An 18,386-nucleotide genomic window follows, 5' to 3' on the forward strand; every position below is an offset into this window, starting at 1 on the left:
GTCGGCAGTGTTTTCCCAAACACCGCCAATCTCCTGTGGGAGCTGTCGAGCTTCAGCGAGGCTGCGAAGGCGGTGGCACAGGCGGCCATGCGGTATCGGATCAGTTGTCGTAACCCAGGTTTGGCGCGAGCCAACGCTCGGTCACGGTCAAGTCCTGGCCTTTGCGGGCGGTGTAGCTCGTCACCTGGTCCTTGTCGACCTTGCCCACGGCAAAGTATTGCGCCTGCGGATGGGCGAAGTACCAGCCGCTGACGGCTGCCGCCGGGAACATCGCGTAGTGTTCGGTAAGGAACACGCCGCTGCGACCGGCCTGCATCTCACGTGCCTCTGGGTCCAGCAGTTGGAACAGGGTGCCTTTCTCGGTGTGGTCCGGGCACGCCGGGTAGCCGGGGGCAGGGCGGATGCCGCTGTACTGCTCCTTGATCAGCGCTTCGTTGTCCAGTTGCTCGTCCTTGGCGTAACCCCAGTAGTCTTTACGCACTTGCTGGTGCAGCCACTCGGCGCAGGCTTCGGCCAGGCGGTCGGCCAGGGCCTTGACCATGATCGAGTTATAGTCGTCGCCCGCATCCTGGTAGGCCTTGGCGACTTCTTCGGCGCCGATGCCGGCGGTGGTGATAAAACCACCCACGTAGTCAGTCACGCCGCTGTCCTTGGGCGCCACGAAGTCGGCCAGGGAGAAGTTCGGCTTGCCGTCGGTCTTGATAATCTGCTGGCGCAGGTGGTGCAGTGTCGCCAGGGGCTTGCCGTCTTCGCCGTAGACTTCCAAATCATCGTCGCGCACCTGGTTGGTCGGCCAGAAGCCGAATACCGCACGGGCGCTGATGAGTTTTTCGTCGATCAGTTTCTTGAGCATTTCCTGGGCGTCGGCGTACAGCGCGGTGGCCGCTTCACCCACCACTTCATCGGTGAGGATGCGCGGGAACTTGCCGGCCAGATCCCAAGAGATAAAGAACGGCGTCCAGTCGATGTACTCGGCCAGGACGTTGAGGTCGATGTTGTCCAGCACCTTGGCGCCAGTGAAGGTCGGAACCACCGGCGTATAGGTGCTCCAGTCGAACTGCGGCTTCTTGGCGATGGCCGCCGCGTAGCTCAGGCGCTCGGTGCGGGCGCTGCGGTTGGAGGTGCGTTCACGCACTTCGACGTATTCCTCGCGGGTACGTTCGACAAACCCGGCTTTGAGTTCCTTGGACAGCAACTGGGTGGCCACGCCCACTGCACGCGAGGCGTCGGTGACATACACCACCGCATCGTTGCTGTACTTGGGCTCGATCTTCACCGCTGTATGCGCCTTGGACGTGGTGGCGCCTCCGATCATCAACGGCAGGTGGAAGTCCTGGCGCTGCATCTCACGGGCTACATGCACCATCTCGTCGAGGGACGGTGTGATCAGTCCGGACAGCCCGATGATGTCGCACTTCTGCTCCTTGGCTACCTGCAGGATCTTCTCCGCGGGCACCATCACGCCGAGGTCGACGATGTCATAGCCGTTGCAGCCGAGTACCACGCCGACGATGTTCTTGCCGATGTCGTGCACGTCGCCTTTGACGGTCGCCATCAGGATCTTGCCCTTGGCTTCCGGCTTGTCGCCTTTCTCCAGCTCGATGAACGGGATCAAGTGGGCCACGGCTTGCTTCATCACCCTGGCGGATTTCACCACCTGTGGCAGGAACATTTTGCCCGCGCCGAACAGGTCGCCGACGATGTTCATGCCGGACATCAACGGGCCTTCGATCACTTCAATCGGCCGCGCGAACGACAGTCGCGATTCCTCGGTGTCTTCGACAATGTGCGTGGTGATGCCCTTGACCAGTGCATGTTCCAGGCGCTTGTTCACGTCCCAGCCACGCCATTCCTCGGTCTCGGCTTCCTTGACGCTGCCGTCGCCCTTGTACTTGTCGGCAATGGCGAGCAGGGCGTCGGTGCCGTCCGGGGTGCGGTTGAGCACTACGTCTTCCACGGCGTCGCGCAACTCGGCCGGGATCTGGTCGTAGATCTCCAGTTGGCCGGCGTTGACGATACCCATGGTCAGGCCGTTGCGGATCGCGTACAGCAGGAACACCGAGTGGATCGCCTCACGTACCGGGTTGTTGCCACGGAACGAGAACGATACGTTGGACACGCCGCCGGAGGTCAGTGCATACGGCAGCTCGTCACGGATGTAGGCGCAGGCGTTGATGAAGTCGACGGCGTAGTTGTTGTGCTCTTCGATACCGGTGGCGACCGCGAAGATGTTCGGGTCGAAGATGATGTCTTCCGGCGGGAAGCCGACTTCATTGACCAGGATGTCGTAGGAGCGTTTGCAGATTTCTTTCTTGCGCGCTTCGGTGTCGGCCTGGCCGGCTTCGTCGAAAGCCATCACCACCACGGCGGCACCGTAGCGCTTGCACAGCTTGGCGTGGTGAATGAACTGCTCCACACCTTCCTTCATGCTGATGGAGTTGACGATGCCCTTGCCCTGGATGCATTTCAGGCCGGCTTCGATCACATCCCACTTGGAGGAGTCGATCATGATCGGCACGCGGGAGATGTCCGGCTCGCCGGCAATCAGATTGAGGAAGGTCACCATGGCCTTCTTCGAATCCAGCATCCCTTCGTCCATGTTGATGTCGATCACCTGGGCGCCGGCTTCCACCTGCTGCAGGGCGACTTCCAGGGCTTCGGTGTAGTTGTCTTCACGGATCAGGCGGGCGAACTTGGCCGAGCCGGTGATGTTCGTGCGTTCGCCGACGTTGACGAACAACGAGCTGCGATCAATGGTGAACGGCTCCAGGCCGGAGAGGCGGCAGGCCTTCGGAATATCCGGGATCACGCGCGGAGCATAACCGGCCACTGCCTTGGCGATGGCTTCGATGTGGCCCGGCGTGGTGCCGCAGCAACCGCCGACAATGTTGAGGAAGCCGCTCTGGGCGAATTCTTCGATGACCTTGGCGGTTTCCGATGGCAGTTCGTCGTACTCGCCGAACTCGTTGGGCAGGCCGGCGTTGGGGTGCGCGGATACGTGGGTGTTGGCCTTGTTCGACAACTCTTCCAGGTACGGACGCAGTTCGCTGGCGCCCAGGGCGCAGTTCAGGCCCACCGAAATCGGTTTGGCGTGGGCGACGGAGTTCCAGAACGCTTCGGTGGTCTGGCCCGACAGGGTGCGGCCGGAGGCGTCGGTGATGGTGCCGGAGATCATGATCGGCAGTTCGATATTAAGTTCTTCGAACACACCTTGCACGGCGAAGATCGCGGCCTTGGCGTTGAGGGTGTCGAAGATGGTTTCGATCAGGATCAGGTCGGCGCCGCCTTCGATCAGGCCTTTGGTGGCCTCGGTGTAGTTCTCCACCAGTTCATCGAAGGTCACGTTGCGGTAGCCGGGGTTATTCACGTCGGGCGACAGCGAGCAGGTGCGGCTGGTCGGGCCGAGTACGCCGGCGACGAAACGTGGTTTGCCCGGGTTTTCCAGGGTCTTGGCGTCGGCCACCTTGCGTGCCAGGCGTGCGCCTTCAACGTTCAGTTCATAGGCCAGCTCTTCCATGCCGTAGTCGGCCATGGAGATGCGAGTGGCGTTGAAGGTGTTGGTTTCCAGGATATCGGCGCCGGCATCCAGGTAGGCCTTTTCGATCCCACCGATCACGTCAGGGCGGGTGATCACCAGCAGGTCGTTGTTGCCCTTGACGTCGCTGGGCCAGTCGGCGAAGCGTTTGCCACGGTAGTCGTTTTCCTCAAGCTTATAGCTCTGGATCATCGTGCCCATGCCGCCGTCGAGGATCAGGATGCGTTCCTTGAGGGCTTGGTTAAGGGCTTGCAGACGAGCGCTACGATCGGACATGGGACTACTCTGGTCAGGCATTACGGAGGGCGTGGATCATAGCAAACCTGTGCCGATTTGGAGCATGTTCGGGTTTTGCATGAATATCGTTCATGTTGTCGTGGGTGATGGCCCGGTAGAATTACCGGCAATTTTCCAGCGCTTCGAATCGGGACCGGATACATGTCACTTCGTCTAATTACCAGCACCATCGTGGCGCTGGTCACCAGCTTTGCCCAGGCACAAGGTCCCGCCTCGGTGATCTCCTATACCCGCGATATCCAGCCGATCTTTACCGAAAAGTGCGTGGCCTGCCACGCCTGCTACGACTCGGCGTGCCAGCTCAACCTGGGCAGCGCCGAGGGTGCGGCCCGTGGTGCGAGCAAAACACCGGTCTACGATGGCGAACGCAGCCAAGCCACGCCGACCACCCGTTTGTTCTACGACGCGTTCGGCAAGCAAGCCTGGCAGCAAAAGGGCTTTTATTCGGTGCTGGACGCCCAGGGCAGCCAGGCCGCGCTGATGGCGCGCATGCTGGAGCTGGGCCACAACGCGCCGTTACAACCCAACGCCAAGTTGCCCGAAGACATTGTGCTGGGCCTGAACCGTGAAAACATGTGTGCCATGCCCGGCGAGTTCAACGCCTACGCCGGCAGCCACCCCAAGGAAGGCATGCCGCTGGCGGTCACCGGCCTGACCGACCAGCAATACCAGACCCTGCAACGCTGGCTCGCCTCCGGCGCGCCCATAGACGAGCAGGGCCTGGCGCCCAGCGCAAAAGAAGCGCTGCAAGTGCAGCAATGGGAAAACCTGTTCAACCAGCCCGGCGCCCGGGAAAGCCTAGTGGCGCGCTGGTTGTTCGAGCATTTGTTCCTGGCGCATATCTATTTCGAGAACGGCGAACCCGGGCATTACTTTCAATGGGTACGTTCGCGCACGCCGAGCGGCAAGCCCATCGACCTGATCGCCACGCGCCGTCCCAACGACGACCCCGGTACCCAGGTGTACTACCGGCTATGGCCGGTTCAGGGTGTGATCGTGCATAAAACCCACATCACTTACCCGTTCAGCGCCGAGAAGATGGCGCGCATCAAAGAGCTTTTCTATGCCGGCAACTGGCAGGTCAATGCGCTGCCAGGCTATGGCCCGGGCCGTCGCGCCAACCCATTCGAAACCTTCGAGGCGATCCCGGCCAAGGCGCGCTACCAGTTCATGCTGGATAACGCCGAATACTTCGTGCGCACCTTCATTCGCGGGCCGGTGTGCCGTGGGCAGATCGCCACGGACGTGATCCGCGATAACTTCTGGGCCCTGTTCCAGGACCCGGACCACGACCTGTACATCACTGATGCCCGTTATCGCGGCCAGGCCACGCCACTACTGGCGATGCCGGGGCAGAACGATGACGTGGGCAGCGTACTCAGCCTGTGGCTGGCCTATCGCGACAAGCGCAACCAATACGAGGCGTTGCGCCGTGATAGCTATGCGGATGTGTCGCCGCCAAGCTGGTCAACCCTGTGGGCCGGCAATGACAATGCCTTGTTGAGCATCTTCCGTCACTTTGACAGCGCCTCGGTCACCAAAGGCTTGATCGGCGAAGTGCCGCAAACCATGTGGCTGTTTGATTACCCGCTGCTGGAGCGCACTTATTACCAATTGGCGGTGAACTTCGACGTGTTCGGCAACGTGTCGCACCAGGCCCAGACCCGCCTGTATTTCGACCTGATCCGCAACGGCGCTGAGCAGAACTTCCTGCGCCTGATGCCGGCGGACAGTCGTGATGGGTTCCTCGATGACTGGTACCAGAACAGTGGCAAGCTCAAGCTGTGGCTGGACTACGAATCGATTGATGATGACAAGCCGAGCGGTTTGTACCTCAACGAGAAAGACCCGAAACGCGACTTCGCCAACCAGTTGCTGAGCCGCTACGGCGACCTGAATGCCAGACCGGACCCGATCAACCGCTGCGCCGGGGCCTTTTGCTCCCGTGACGGTATCGATCCGGCGTTACAGGACGCAGAGCAGGCGCTCAGCCGGCTGACCTCGCGCCCGGCCGCCGGGCTCAAGGTCATTGACCAATTGCCTGAAGCCACCATGCTGCGCATTGAAACCGCTAGCGGCAAGCGTGAGGTCTACAGCATGCTGCGCAACCGTGCACACAGTAACGTGGCGTTCTTGCTGGGTGAGGCTTATCGCTATCAGCCAGGGCTGGATACGGTGACGATCTATCCGGGCGTACTGAGCAGCTACCCCAATTTCATGTTCAATATTCCGGCACGGGAAGTGCCAGAGTTTGTTGCTGCGATGGAGAATGCCAAGGATGCCAAGCGTTTCGAGCAGATCGTCGATCGCTGGGGTATCCGTCGCAGTCACCCGCTGTTCTGGCAGTACTTTCATGACTTGTCGCAGTACATCCACGAGACTGCGCCGGTAGAAGAGGGCGTGTTGGACATGAATCGCTATGAAAACCTCTGACAGGCGGTGCGGGTCTTTTCCGACAAAATTACTAGGACTTTGTACCTGCGTAATATTTTGGCGTAAACTGCCGGCAAGCCTGTGAGGAGTTTCCATGACTGCCATAACCATTACCGACGCCGCCCACGATTATCTGGCTGACCTGCTGTCCAAGCAGAACACCCCGGGTATCGGCATCCGCGTCTTTATCACCCAGCCCGGCACCCAATACGCCGAGACTTGCATCGCCTACTGCAAGCCTGGGGAAGAGAAGCCTGAAGACACCGCCCTGGGGCTGAAAAGCTTCACCGCGTACATCGATGCCTTCAGCGAAGCCTTCCTGGATGACGCCGTGGTTGACTACGCCACCGACCGCATGGGCGGCCAGTTGACCATCAAGGCGCCGAACGCCAAGGTGCCGAACGTCAACGCCGACAGCCCGGTGAACGAGCGCATCAACTACTACCTGCAGACCGAGATCAACCCAGGGCTGGCCAGCCATGGCGGTCAGGTCAGCCTGATCGACGTGGTGGATGACGGCATCGCCGTGCTCAAGTTCGGCGGCGGCTGCCAGGGCTGTGGCCAGGCGGACGTGACCCTGCGTGAAGGTATCGAGCGCACGCTGCTCGAACGCATTCCGGAGCTCAAGGGTGTACGTGACGTGACTGACCACACGCAGAAAGAAAACGCCTACTACTGAGTAAGGTGTTCGCTGCGAACAAAAAAACGGCGCCCCGTGAGCGCCGTTTTTTATGCTTTAAATTCAATGTATTGCACTATCTACTTAACAAAACACATCAACTGTGGGAGCTGGCTTGCCTGCGATAGCGGTACATAAGCAGGCAAATGTTTTACCTGGCACACCGCAATCGCGGGCAAGCCCGGCTCCCACAGGGTTTTGCATTGAGTTCGGAATGTGTTCAGGGGCGATAAAGGTGCGCATGCCCAGCCCGATACAGCGACGACTCACTAAAGCTGTCACTGGCCAGCACACGGCCCACCACGATCAGCGCCGTGCGCCGAAACCCCTTGGCGGCGACCTTCTCGGCAATATCAGTAAGCGTTCCGACCACCCAATCCTGATCCGGCCACGTCGCCCGGTGCACCACAGCAATCGGGCAATCCGCGCCATAGTGCGGCAGCAGTGCGGCGACGATCTTCTCCAAGTGGTTGACCCCCAGGTGAATCGCCATGGTCGTGCCATGTCGGGCCAGGCTGTCGAAGTCTTCGCCAGCGGGCATGCTGGTTTTGTCGGCGTAGCGGGTCAGGATCACGCTCTGGGCGATGTCCGGCAGGGTCAGCTCCGTTTCCAGCAGCGCCGCACATGCCGCCACGGCGGTGACCCCAGGAATGATCTGGAACGGAATGCCCAGCTCGCGCAGATAGCGGATCTGCTCGCCAATCGCCCCATACAGGCTTGGGTCACCCGAGTGCACGCGCGCCACATCCTGGCCCTTGGCGTGGGCCGCCTTGATCAGGTCGATGATCTGTTCCAAGTGCAGCTCGGCACTGTTGACCACCGTTTGCGCCTGATGACCTTCCAACACCGCTGCTGGAACCAGCGAGCCCGCGTAGAGGATCACCGGGCAGCTGCGGATCAGTCGCTGGCCCTTGACGGTGATCAATTCCGGGTCGCCGGGGCCTGCGCCAATGAAGTAGACGGTCATGGGGAGTTCCTGTTGAAAAACGGGCGAGCATGAAAAATGCTCATGATCTGACGGGCAATTATCGGGATTTCAGCCGGCGCACGCCAATGCAAAGGTGGCCTGGGAGGATTTTCTGCGGTTAATCAACAGGCGGGCAGGTGCGTTGGCCAGGTGTTCGGCCAGGGCCAGGGCGGCGCTTTCGGCGATGCCGTAACAGCCGGTATGGGCAAAGGCAACTTCGGACCTGTGGCTCAGGCGGTCTTCAAACGTCGCCAAGTGTTGCGCACTGAAACACTGCAAAGGCAGGTCCAGCAGCGCGGCCAGTGCCAGTAATCCCGGTTCATTCTGTTTGTTATCGATACTTGCCAGCGCCGTGACCTGTTGGCGCTCGATACCGCCCGTGACCAAGGCGTCGTCAAACAGCGCCAGCAAGGTGTGAACTTCACAACCTCGCTGGCAACCCAGGCCAACCACCAAGGTCATGCCGAATACTGACCATCGCGATTACGTCGAAACAACCAGGCGCTGATCAGGCCCAGGGCCAGCCAGAACGCCACGTTGGTGAGTTGCGACGCGATCTTGAACTGCGCCTCCAGGGCCTCTGGAGCCAGCATCGAATGCACTTCCGGTTGCGGTGCGCCGATTACGTGGGGCACGACCAGGATCGCCACGCCCAGCACTTTCAGCAGCCAGCTTCGGCCGAACACGATTAGCGCAATACCAACGGCGGTAGACGCAGCCGTGCCGATCCACCAGATTTGGCGCTGCGCCAAGTCCGCTGCGGTAGTGCCCGGCAACTCTGGCGGCAGGCCCAGGGTCGGCGCCAGTACAAAGGTTGCGTAACCCGCCAGGCCCCACAGCAGGCCTTGGGCGGTGCGGGTGGGGGCGCGCAAGGTATAGAGGCCGGCCAGCATCAGCGCGAAACCTACCGCGACCACCAGGTTGCCACCGGTGGTGGACAGCACGCGCTGCCAGCCGTTTTCCGGCTCCCAGGCTTCAGCGTCGTGGGTATGTGCGGCCGCACCTTCGGCGTGCTCGTGTATTTCGGTAGCGGCCGGGGCCTTTTCAAAAGTCTCCGCCTGCAGAATCAGCGGGGCGACCCAGAAGCTTTGCAGCAAGGTCAGCAGCAGGGCGGCCAAAAGGCCCGTGAAACCTGCGGTTTGCGCAATACGCTTGATCATGTCGGCAGGTCTCAGTGGCACGGGAACGCGGCGCTGTGGCGGGTATCGTGGGCGGCGTTATGCACCGCTTCGATATGGGAGAAACCCGCGAAGTACACCAGGCACGCACCCAGGATCGATGCACCGATGGCGGCGGTCAGGCGTTGGCTCAGGGTAGAAGTGCTGCTGGCGGTGTGCGAAGTGCTGCTGATGATCGACATGGCGCGTCCCTTTGGGTTTTCGGGGCGAAACGAGCGCATGAAAACCCCGCGAGCCAGGCCCGCAGGGTTTCGAACAGCGCCCGCCCACCGCGGGTTTGTTATCTGATTTTTTCGGGCCGGTCTCCGGGCTTGCGAGGGGCTCAATGCCTGAAAACGTCGCCTTCCCATACCGTTTGGCACAGTGGATATGACGTTTCGCTCGCTTACCGTTGCGGGGGCAGCACCGGACTGTCATGTGAACATGAGTCACCGGTTTCCCGTTTCACCCTTTGCAGGGCACCCGAAACAAGATGTGTAGGAGAGCATGGGGGTGGGAGGGGAGTCAATTGGGATGTGGTTTTTGGTGGTGGTGTACATATCCGTTATTTGGGTAACGGCTACTATTGGTTCCGCCCTTACGGCGGGTCACTTTGGAAAAGTCCCAAAGTAACCAAAGGGCTCTTGCCCCAACACTCGGCACCTCGCCTAGGCTCGGTGTGCCCTCACTCCGGGTTGCCCACGGATTCAAGCCTGCGTTCGGCCAGCGTGTTTGACGGGGCGCTCCAGATCAAAAGCAAAAGCGCGGCGGCCTTAGAGCTGACCGGTTTCTGACTGTCGATCTCGGTCAAATGTGGGAGCTGGCTTGCCTGCGATGGCATCAGTTGGGTGTACCTGATTCACCGAGGTGTTTGCATCGCAGGCAAGCCAGCTCCCACAGAAAAGCAGATCTGATGCTGCTCTGGCTTTTGCTCTGTTTTTGATCTTGATTTTGATCTTAGGCGCCCCATCAAACACGCTGGCCGGAATTCGGCATGGATTTGGGGGGTAAACCGGCATGGATGCCGGTTTAGCCGCCCCGCGCCATGGATGGCGCGTGGCGGCGGCCCCCCAAATCCATGTCGGATTACGGGCACACCGAGCGTGAGCGAGGTGCCGAGTGTTGGGGCAAGAGCGTTTTGCTTACTTTTGCGCTTTTCAAAAAGTGAGCCGCTGTAAGAGCGGAACCCTAAGTGGCCGTTACCGCAGCAACGGATATGTACACCAGCCAACCCCATCATTGACCATCCCCCAAGCACTGCGTAGCCTTGCACCCTCGAGGTTCTTCGGCCCAGGCCGAAGCTAAGAAGGGAACGCGGTTCAAGCCGCGGCTGCCCCCGCAACTGTGAAGGGTTCTGCTGACTGCCACGCCACTGCCGATAAGGCGGGAAGGCGCAGCCAGCGCCGGTCGCAAGACCTGCAAGCCCCAAGCCAGGAGACCTGCCTCGCAACCGATTTTCCAATTCAACCGGGCGGGGTGATCCGGTGACGAAATCCGCTGCTGCGCGCTGCCGCAGGGCCTGTCGTCCCGTATGCCCGCCCCAAAGGGCATCCGATGAAAACACTGGCCAAACTCCCTGTCACCATCGTTACCGGCTTCCTCGGCTCGGGCAAGACCACTTTGCTGCGCCATATGCTGGATAACGCCCAGGGCCGCCGCATCGCTGTGATCGTCAACGAATTTGGCGAGCTGGGTATCGACGGGGAAATCCTCAAGCAGTGTTCCATCGGTTGCACCGAGGAAGAAGCCAACGGTCGCGTGTACGAACTGGCCAACGGCTGCCTGTGCTGCACCGTACAAGAAGAGTTCTTCCCGGTGATGCGCGAGTTGGTGGCCCGTCGCGGTGACCTCGACCATATCTTGATCGAAACCTCCGGCCTGGCCCTGCCCAAACCTCTGGTGCAAGCCTTCCAGTGGCCGGAAATCCGCAGCGCCTGCACCGTTGACGCGGTGATCACCGTGGTCGACAGCCCGGCCGTGGCCGCTGGCACTTTCGCCGCGTTCCCGGATCAAGTGGACGCCCAGCGCAAGCTCGACCCGAACCTGGATCACGAGTCGCCGCTGCACGAGCTGTTCGCCGACCAACTGGCCAGTGCCGACTTGGTAATCCTCAACAAGACTGACCTGATCAGCCCTGAAGACCTGGCCCGTGTGCGCCTGGAAGTCGCCGAAGAACTGCCGCTAGCAGTGAAGATCATCGAAGCCAGCAGCGGTCGCCTGCCATTGGACGTGCTGATTGGTTTGGGCGCAGGCTCTGAGGAGCATATCGACGCTCGTCACAGCCATCATGATCATCATCACGAAGGCGAAGACGATCACGACCACGATGCTTTCGATTCGATCTCCATCGACCTGCCCCAAACCGACGAAGCGCTGCTGCTCGACGCCCTGACGCAGCTCGTTGTGCAACACGGCATCCTGCGCATCAAAGGTTTTGCGGCCATCCCGAACAAACCGATGCGCTTGCTGATCCAGGGCGTGGGCACACGTTTCGACAAGCACTTCGACCGTGCCTGGGGCGCCGATGAGGCGCGCACCACACGCCTGGTGCTGATCGGCCAGGAGCTGGACGCAGCGGGCCTTGAAGCGCAACTGCGCGCTGCCCTCAGCGTCTGACCCATGCACCTGCTCAGGACCCAACCCGGTGGTTTCGTCTCGGATGACAATATTGCCGACTTAGGCCAAACCCCCGCTGAACTGGTAATCCTGTGCAGTGGCGATTCCAGCCTGGCGCTGTTGGCCGAGGCCGCTCAGCAGTTGCCTGAGGATTACCCCAGCCTGCGCCTGGCCAACCCGATGCAGGTACAGAACCACGCTTCGGTCGATCTGTACGTTGATGAGGTGTTGCGCCACGCCAAGGTGATCCTGATTTCGCTGCACGGCGGTATCGGTTATTGGCGCTACGGCATCGAACGCCTGGTGGAGTTGGCCGAGCGCGGCGTGCAACTGATCCTGGTGCCGGGGGATGATCGCCCGGACCCGGAACTCAGTGGCCTGAGTACCGTCGGTATGGAAGAGCGCGACCGCCTCTGGCACTTCCTGCGCCAGGGCGGCTTGGGCAATGCCCTGGATTTCTATCGTTGCCTGGCCAGTGCTTACCTGGGCCGCGATTACGCGTGGAGCGAGCCGCAAACCTTGCCGCGTACGGCGATTTACCACCCACATAAAGCCAATGCCCGGCTCAATGACTGGCAAATAGCGTGGGAGGCTGAGTTTCCGGTGGCGGCGGTGCTGTTTTACCGCTCTCATTTGCAGGCCGCCAATACCGCTTTTATCGATGTGTTCTGCCAACGTTTGCAGGCGGCGGGGCTTAATCCGTTGCCGATAGCGGTGGCCAGTCTGAAAGAGCCCGGCTGCCTCACGGTGGTCGAGGAACTGCTGAATGACGTCGGAGCAGCGGTGATCCTGAATACCACCGGCTTTGCCCAATCCAGCCCCGAAGCGCCGCACTTGCGCCCGTTTCGCCGCAATGTCCCGGTGATCCAGGCGATCTGCGCCCAAGACAACCAGCCCGGCTGGGAGGCCAGCGAACAAGGTCTCGGCCCGCGTGACCTGGCGATGCACATCGCGTTGCCGGAGTTGGACGGGCGCATCATCAGTCGGCCCATCAGCTTCAAAGACCTGGCTTGGCGCAGCGAGCGCAGCCAGTCGGACGTGGTGTGCTACCGCGCCGCCCCTGAGCGCATGGACTTTGTCGCCGCACTGGCGCGGCGTTGGGTCGAACTGGCGCGGCTGCCGAATGCGAGCAAACGCATTGCGCTGGTGCTCGCCAACTACCCGACCCGCGACGGACGCATCGGCAACGGCGTGGGCCTGGACACCCCGGCCGCTGCGCTGAATATCCTGCGTGCGTTGCAAGCTGAAGGCTATCCACTGCCGCAGACACTGCCGGACAGTGGTACGGCGCTGATCCATGAGCTGTTGGGTGGTGTTACCAACGACATGGACAGCCTCGACCAGCGCCCTTGTCACCAAAGCCTGGGCTTGGACGATTATGAGGCGATGTTCAACGGCTTGCCCGCAGCCAACCGCCAGGCCGTGCTGGAGCGCTGGGGCGCGCCTGATCGCGACCCGATGTGCCGCGACGGTCGTATGATGGTCGCTGGCCTGCGCTTGGGCCTGACGTTTGTCGGCATCCAGCCAGCGCGGGGTTATCAAGTAGACCCTAGCGCGGTGTATCACGATCCGGACCTGGTGCCGCCCCACGGCTATCTCGCCTTCTATTTCTGGTTGCGCCACACCTACGGCGCTCACGGCGTTATCCACGTGGGCAAGCACGGCAACCTCGAATGGCTACCGGGCAAAGGGGTGGGCCTGTCGGAAAACTGCTGGCCCGACGCATTGCTCGGGCCGCTGCCGAATATCTACCCGTTTATCGTCAATGACCCGGGCGAGGGCGCCCAAGCCAAGCGGCGCACCCAGGCGGTGATCATCGATCACTTGATGCCACCGCTGACCCGTGCCGAAACCTACGGCCCGTTGCGTAACCTGGAGCTGTTGGCGGACGAGTACTACGAGGCGCAGTTGCTTGACCCGCGCCGTGCGCTGGAGCTGCAGAAAGACATTCTCAAGTTGGTGCGCGAAACCCGTATCGACCAGGAACTGGAGTTGGGCAGCGACGTGGATGCGGCCGTCTGGTTGCCGCGCCTGGACACTTATCTATGCGACTTGAAAGAGTCACAGATTCGCGACGGCCTGCATATCTTTGGCGAATCCCCCGAGGGCCGCTTGCGTATCGACACGCTGCTGGCGTTGTTACGCATCCCGCGCGGAGATGGTCGTGGCCCGCAATCGAGCCTGTTGCGCGTGCTGGCCAAGGCTTTCGACTTGGGCTTCGATCCCCTCGATTGTGCCTTGGCCGAGCCCTGGACCGGGCGCCGTCCGGAGGTGTTGCAGAAGATCGACGCGCAATTGTGGCGCACCGCCGGTGATACCCGCGAACGCTTGGAGCTGTATGCGACGCGACTGATCGAGCAGGCGCTGGAAGGTCCGCTTGAGCAGTTGGAGGAGCCCGGGTGGGAGGATGTGAAGGCGGTTATCGAAAGCCTGCGCATCGTCGTCGCGCCACGCCTGGATGCCTGCGGCCCGGCAGAAATGCGCGGGTTGCTGGATGCCCTGAATGGTCGGTTCGTGCCCGCAGGCCCCAGTGGCGCGCCGAGTCGTGGGCGCCTGGATGTACTGCCCACGGGGCGCAATTTCTTCACGGTGGATGTGCGCAACTTGCCGACCACCACCGCTTGGCGCATCGGTTTCCAGTCGGCCAACCTGATACTTGAGCGGCACCTGCAAGACCACGGCGATCATCTGCGTCAACTCGGCCTGTCGGTGTGGGGCACGGCGACCATGCGCACCGGCGGTGACGATATCGCCCAGGCCATGGCGCTGATGGGGGTACGCCCCGTGTGGGCCACCGGCAGCCAGCGGGTGGATGACTTTGAGATCCTGCCGATCAGCCTGCTGGATCGCCCGCGAGTGGATGTGACGTTGCGGGTGTCCGGGTTCTTCCGCGATGCCTTTGCCAACCTGATTCGTCTGTTCGATGCGGCGGTGCAGGCGGTCGCGGCGTTGGATGAGCCGGACGATATGAACCCGTTGGCAGCCAAGGTGCGTAGCGAGCGTGAGGCGCTGCTCAAGTCCGGCCTGGATGAAGAAGCCGCCGCCAAGCAGGCCGGTTGGCGTATCTTTGGTGCCAAGCCGGGTGCCTATGGCGCAGGCGTGCAGGGCGCCATTGACGGGCGCTTGTGGCAAAGCCGCGAGGATTTGGCCGAGGTCTACCTCAATTGGGGGGCTTACGCGTATGGCGGCTCCGATGAAGGCACCGCGGCCCGCGAGCAATTCGCCCAGCGCCTGAGCCAAGTGCAGGCGGTGTTGCAGAACCAGGACAATCGCGAGCACGACCTGCTCGACTCCAACGACTATTACCAATTCCAGGGCGGCATGCTTGCTGCCGTGGAAACCCTGAGTGGCGAAAAAGCCGCCAGCTACCATGGCGACCATAGCCAACCGGACTTGCCGAAGATCCGCACCTTGAAGGAAGAGCTCAACCGTGTGATCCGTTCCCGGGCCGCCAACCCCAAGTGGATCGACGGCGTTAAACGTCATGGTTATAAAGGTGCGTTCGAAATGGCGGCGACCGTGGACAATTTGTTCGCCTTCGACGCCACCACGGCCCTGATCGATGATCATCAATACGCCTTGCTCGCCGACGCCTACCTGCTTGACCCTGACACCCGGGCTTTTGTGCAGCAGCACAACCCGGCTGCGCTGCGTGACATGACCGAGCGCATGCTCGAAGCCCAGCAGCGTGGTCTGTGGCAGGAGCCGGGGGCCTATCGCGAGGCGTTGGAAAACCTGTTGCTGGATATAGAAGAAGACAGCTGATGACTGATATTCCCCATTTCCCGCTGTCCGCCGTGGTCGGTGCCAACGACTTGAAACTGGCCCTGTGCCTGACCGCCATTGACCCGAAGATCGGCGGCGTACTGATCGAAGGTCCGCGCGGCATGGCCAAGTCCACCTTGGCCCGTGGCTTGGCCGACCTGTTGGCCAGCGGTCAGTTCGTCACTTTGCCGCTGGGCGCCACCGAAGAACGCCTGGTCGGCACCTTGGACCTGGATGCTGCACTGGGCGAAGGGCGTGCGCAGTTTTCTCCTGGCGTGTTGGCCAAGGCCGATGGTGGGGTGTTGTATGTCGATGAAGTCAACTTGTTGCCGGATCACTTGGTGGATCTGCTGCTGGACGTGGCCGCCAGCGGCACCAACCTGATCGAGCGAGACGGCATTTCCCATCGGCATTCGGCGCGCTTTGTGCTGATCGGCACGATGAACCCGGAGGAAGGTGAGTTGCGCCCGCAGTTGCTCGATCGATTCGGCTTCAATGTGGCCTTGAGCGGGCAGACCTTGCCGACCGAACGCGGGCAGATCATTCGGCGTCGACTGGATTTTGACAGCGACCCTGACACCTTCTGTGCGCAATGGGCTGAGCAACAGGCTGCTTTGCGCGAACGTTGTACCCAGGCCCGGGCGCGGCTCGACCGTATCGCGTTGGATGATCAGGCCTTGGCGCAGATTACCGAACGCTGTTTTGCCGCGGGTGTCGATGGTTTGCGTGCCGACCTTGTCTGGCTGCGCGGCGCCAGGGCGCACGCCGCTTGGCGGGGGGCTGATGCCATCGCCGACGAAGATATTGAGGCCGTGGCCGAATTTGCCTTGCGCCATCGCCGTCAGGAGCAATCACCGCCTGCCGGCCCATCCAATCAGGGCCAGTCGCCCAAGCCGTCCGATACTTCATCCGGTCAAGGCCAGTGGGGCGATATGCCCGCACCGGCACTGCCCACGGGCGTTCGCCGTGATGTGCCTGCCTGGCCAAAAAAGCCCTAGGCATTCGCCCTCGACTTGACGCGGGGGCGGATGCCCGGCCCAAAGCAGGGCGAGTGGACAAAGGCAGACAGGGCAGGGCACGTAGCGCTCAACAGGGCTTGATCAATTGGCCGGGCACCTTGCTCGGTGGTCGCCCGCAAGCGCGCGAGGACTTGCTGTTTCATCTGCGCAGCCGTTCGGCCCATGAATTGTGGCTGGTGATTGTCGATGCCTCGGCGTCCACGCGTCGCCATCGTGCATTAAGCGACGCCAAAGGCTTGCTGGCCCAACTGTTCGAGGACGCTTACCGCCAGCGAGCGCGCATGGCGTTGTTGACCGCCAGCGGGCAGTCGCCCAAGTGGCAGGTGCAGGGGCTGAAAGCGGCGAAGAGCCTCTCAGGTTGGCTGGAGCCGTTGGGCGCCGGTGGCGGTACGCCGTTGCTGGCGGCGCTGACCGAGGCTGGGCATTGGTTGGCGCTGCGGCGCAAACGCTATCCTGCCGAGCAGCAGCGGTTGTTGGTGATTACGGATGGGCGGCTTAAGGATGTTGCCGGGTTGCCGTTGCTGGAGTGTCCGGGGTTACTGGTGGATATCGAACGTGGGCCGATCAGGTTGGGCAGGGCTCAACAGCTGGCGATGGGGTTGCAGTTGGAATATTGGCATATCGATAAGTTGTAGTGCCTGGGCAACTGCTATCGGGGGCAAGCCCCCTCCCACAGGTGACCGCATTCCAAATGTGGGAGGGGGCTTGCCCCTGATGAGGTCCTGAAATCCACCACACAATTCAACCTATCCCGGCATATTTCCCACAGGTGAACGCATTCTAAATGTGGGAGGGGGCTTGCCCCCGATGAGGCCTTGAAGTCCACCACACAACTCAACCCACCCCGGCACATTTCCCACAGGTGAACGCATTCCAAATGTGGGAGGGGGCTTGCCCCCGATGAGGCCTTGAAGTCCACCACACAATTCAACCCACCCCCGGCACATTTGGCCAAAGATCCGCCACCAGGAACAACCGCTCGGCCTCTTCCCAGTCCTCACCGTTCTGCACCAACCGCACCAGCAATTGCGCCGGCGCCATGGGGTCCAGGTCGGTGAGCCAGCCTTGCATCTGCGGTTCACTCCAGACCTCATCCGGCGGGTAATGCGCCGGCGCCAGCCACGCGTGCCGGGGCAGAGGCTGCCAGCGGCCGGGCTGGCCCGCGCTGACAAAGTCGCGCCAGTCCCGCTGGTGCAACCAACGCCCACGCAGATGCTGCGGGTGGGCGCCGTGGGGGGATTCAGCCTGACCAGGCCATGGGTACAACAAATAGCCGCCGAGCCACAAATGCGCGTCGAATTGCTGGATGTCCAGCGCGGCCAAGGCTTCGCGGCTCTCTGATTTGGCCGATATCGGCAGTTGATGGTGCGCCAGGTGCGCCAACTTGCGGTCCAGCCGATCATGACAACCCGGCCCTAGCCATTGCGCCGCATCTTGGCCGTCACCGTCCTGGGGGCCGAGATACAGTTTGATTGCCAGTTCCAGGTGGTGCACGCCATCGCGGTCGCGCACCAGCATGTCGAGCTCGCCCAAGGTGTGCCCGGCGCGGCGGATCGGCAGGTTGGCTGCCAACAATTCCACCCCCGGTGCATGCTGCACGGCGAACTGCCACAGGCGTTCATAGTAGAGGCCCAGGCGCCGGGTGCGGGACAGGCTCAGCCAGTGCTGCAAGGCGCTGCTGTCTTGGTCGAGGGTGCGCAACCAATGCTCAAGCCGATCGGGCGCCTGCACCCAGTCGCTGCCGGCCAATGGATGACGCTGCGGCCATGGCGTTTGCGCGAGCATCGGCGGGGCGAGCATCACCCACGCCAAGTCGCGCACTTCTGGGTGGCGCAGTTGGCGGGGCAGGTTGTGCAGATCCGGGAACACAGTCATGGTCCGAGCATAGCCTTTTAACTGCACGGCAGGTGGCTGAGAA

12 protein-coding genes and 2 riboswitches are annotated in these 18,386 nt (G+C 61.7%); of the genes, 6 read left to right on the forward strand and 6 right to left on the reverse strand.

Features of this window, described 5'->3' with window-relative positions:
- Positions 1 to 100 precede the first annotated feature (100 nt).
- Positions 101 to 3,811, reverse strand: coding sequence for a methionine synthase (metH, locus tag AC07V4_RS19145; RefSeq protein ID WP_492636501.1), 3,711 nt, complete (start codon positions 3,809 to 3,811; stop codon positions 101 to 103).
- A gap of 162 nt (positions 3,812 to 3,973) precedes the next feature.
- Here metH and AC07V4_RS19150 point away from each other — a divergent pair, with 162 nt between their 5' ends.
- Entirely contained in the window at positions 3,974 to 6,265 is a 2,292-nt protein-coding gene (locus tag AC07V4_RS19150) for a fatty acid cis/trans isomerase (protein WP_492636502.1), read from the forward strand.
- A gap of 94 nt (positions 6,266 to 6,359) precedes the next feature.
- Entirely contained in the window at positions 6,360 to 6,944 is a 585-nt protein-coding gene (nfuA, locus tag AC07V4_RS19155; protein ID WP_003190728.1) for a Fe-S biogenesis protein NfuA, read from the forward strand.
- Between the two features lie 220 nt (positions 6,945 to 7,164).
- On the opposite strand, the gene cobM is transcribed toward nfuA, so the two are convergent.
- From cobM to AC07V4_RS19175, 4 genes are all read right to left on the reverse strand, one after another.
- Positions 7,165 to 7,911: a precorrin-4 C(11)-methyltransferase gene (gene cobM, locus AC07V4_RS19160; RefSeq protein ID WP_492636503.1), complete on the reverse strand. Its 747-nt coding sequence runs from the start codon at positions 7,909 to 7,911 to the stop codon at positions 7,165 to 7,167.
- Between the two features lie 69 nt (positions 7,912 to 7,980).
- On the reverse strand, positions 7,981 to 8,373 hold the full coding sequence (locus AC07V4_RS19165; protein ID WP_431750800.1) for a cobalamin biosynthesis protein: 393 nt from the start codon (positions 8,371 to 8,373) through the stop codon (positions 7,981 to 7,983).
- Positions 8,370 to 9,071 carry a CbtA family protein gene (locus AC07V4_RS19170; protein WP_492636504.1) on the reverse strand — a complete coding sequence of 234 codons (702 nt, stop codon included), beginning with the start codon at positions 9,069 to 9,071 and terminating at the stop codon, positions 8,370 to 8,372. The genes AC07V4_RS19165 and AC07V4_RS19170 overlap by 4 nt, the downstream gene beginning before the upstream one ends.
- An 11-nt stretch (positions 9,072 to 9,082) precedes the next feature.
- The gene (locus AC07V4_RS19175) at positions 9,083 to 9,271 is read right to left on the reverse strand and encodes a CbtB domain-containing protein (protein ID WP_078742010.1); all 189 of its coding nucleotides are present in this window, start codon (positions 9,269 to 9,271) and stop codon (positions 9,083 to 9,085) included.
- A 97-nt stretch (positions 9,272 to 9,368) separates the two neighbouring features.
- A riboswitch (cobalamin riboswitch) is annotated at positions 9,369 to 9,570 on the reverse strand.
- 759 nt (positions 9,571 to 10,329) lie between these two features.
- Positions 10,330 to 10,529: riboswitch (cobalamin riboswitch) on the forward strand.
- A 93-nt stretch (positions 10,530 to 10,622) separates the two neighbouring features.
- Here AC07V4_RS19175 and cobW point away from each other — a divergent pair.
- The 4 genes from cobW to AC07V4_RS19195 are packed head-to-tail and all read left to right on the forward strand — an operon-like array spanning position 10,623 to position 17,103.
- Positions 10,623 to 11,684, forward strand: coding sequence for a cobalamin biosynthesis protein CobW (gene cobW, locus AC07V4_RS19180; RefSeq protein WP_492636505.1), 1,062 nt, complete (start codon positions 10,623 to 10,625; stop codon positions 11,682 to 11,684).
- 3 nt (positions 11,685 to 11,687) lie between these two features.
- Positions 11,688 to 15,449: a cobaltochelatase subunit CobN gene (cobN, locus tag AC07V4_RS19185; RefSeq protein WP_492636506.1), complete on the forward strand. Its 3,762-nt coding sequence runs from the start codon at positions 11,688 to 11,690 to the stop codon at positions 15,447 to 15,449.
- Positions 15,449 to 16,447 carry a magnesium chelatase ATPase subunit I gene (locus AC07V4_RS19190; protein ID WP_492636507.1) on the forward strand — a complete coding sequence of 333 codons (999 nt, stop codon included), beginning with the start codon at positions 15,449 to 15,451 and terminating at the stop codon, positions 16,445 to 16,447. Before cobN ends, AC07V4_RS19190 begins: the two co-directional genes overlap by 1 nt.
- Positions 16,448 to 16,500: 53 nt before the next feature.
- On the forward strand, positions 16,501 to 17,103 hold the full coding sequence (locus AC07V4_RS19195; RefSeq protein ID WP_492636508.1) for a vWA domain-containing protein: 603 nt from the start codon (positions 16,501 to 16,503) through the stop codon (positions 17,101 to 17,103).
- Between the two features lie 292 nt (positions 17,104 to 17,395).
- On the opposite strand, the gene AC07V4_RS19200 is transcribed toward AC07V4_RS19195, so the two are convergent.
- On the reverse strand, positions 17,396 to 18,343 hold the full coding sequence (locus AC07V4_RS19200; RefSeq protein WP_492636509.1) for a DUF1853 family protein: 948 nt from the start codon (positions 18,341 to 18,343) through the stop codon (positions 17,396 to 17,398).
- Between the last annotated feature and the right edge of the window lie 43 nt (positions 18,344 to 18,386).

The organism is Pseudomonas sp. GW821-FHT03A09 (assembly GCF_059421065.1).